This is a genomic window from Vibrio harveyi NBRC 15634 = ATCC 14126 = KCTC 12724 (assembly GCF_001591145.1).
GTDB lineage: Bacteria > Pseudomonadota > Gammaproteobacteria > Enterobacterales > Vibrionaceae > Vibrio > Vibrio harveyi.
The window spans coordinates 1-875 of sequence record NZ_BCUF01000146.1 but is presented as its reverse complement, the minus strand read 5'-3'; the positions used below and the strand labels follow the sequence as shown (position 1 = coordinate 875).

1 protein-coding gene is annotated in these 875 nt (G+C 38.7%); it reads left to right on the top strand.

Annotated elements, in window-relative coordinates; translation table 11 throughout:
* Window positions 1–124 precede the first annotated feature (124 nt).
* On the top strand, window positions 125–796 hold the full coding sequence (locus VHA02S_RS24905) for a DUF2971 domain-containing protein (RefSeq protein ID WP_127891283.1): 672 nt from the start codon (window positions 125–127) through the stop codon (window positions 794–796).
* Window positions 797–875: the final 79 nt, after the last annotated feature.

The window sequence follows — 875 nt, the reverse complement described above, 5'->3', positions numbered from 1 at the left end:
ATGCGTTGCGTTGCGTTTAGTGTTTAAGGTGTTATGCAGGAGCTTTGGTATTGCGTTGCTCACACCTTAACAGGGCGTTAGTTTAATGGAGTAAATTTCAGCAATGATATACGAATATAATTTCATGGAAAATCCAGGTGGTGATACAAAAATTTGGCGTTATATGGATTTCACCAAGTTTGTTAGTTTGATATCTACTAATAACTTAATATTTCCTCGTGCAGATATGTTTGATGATCCTTATGAGGGGGTGTTTCCGTTAAAGACAATCGAAGCGGTAAGAGAACATAATTCGGTAGATATAGCCAATCAGCTTATTGTTGGTAGTGAGGCGTTTCAGAAGAGTGTTTTTGTTAGCTGCTGGCACATGAGTGATTTTGAGTCTGCAGCTATGTGGGATTTATACTTAAGCGGCACAGAAGGGGTAGCAATCCAAACCGATGTTGATACGCTAAGAGAGTTTTTCAAAACATCTGAACTACAAATCTCAACTTCAAAAATAAAGTACCTAGATTATGACTCTCAGGTGATTCCGGCTACGAATATGATGTATCCATACGTTCACAAGAGAAATAGCTTCGAGCACGAAAAGGAATTTAGGGCATTAATAAGTGATCACGACACAAATGATGCCATAAAGCAGGTAAAAATTAATGCAAGAGACCTTATAAAAAGGGTCTATGTGTGTCCGAAAGCACCAAATTGGTTTTATGAAATAGTCGTAGATGTTGTAAAACAGTACGGAGTGGATGTTCCTATCGAAAAGTCCGCAATGTATACGCGACCGACATATTAAACTAACAAACTGTTCAAGAGTGATTCGCAACGCGTGGCATTTTTACCATGCGTTGATTTTAGGGGCTAAGGTGGTATGC

Coding starts and splice junctions, on each gene's coding strand:
- VHA02S_RS24905 (WP_127891283.1), top strand. CDS start 125: ATGGAAAATCCAGGTGGTGATACAAAAATTTGGCGTTATATGGATTTC.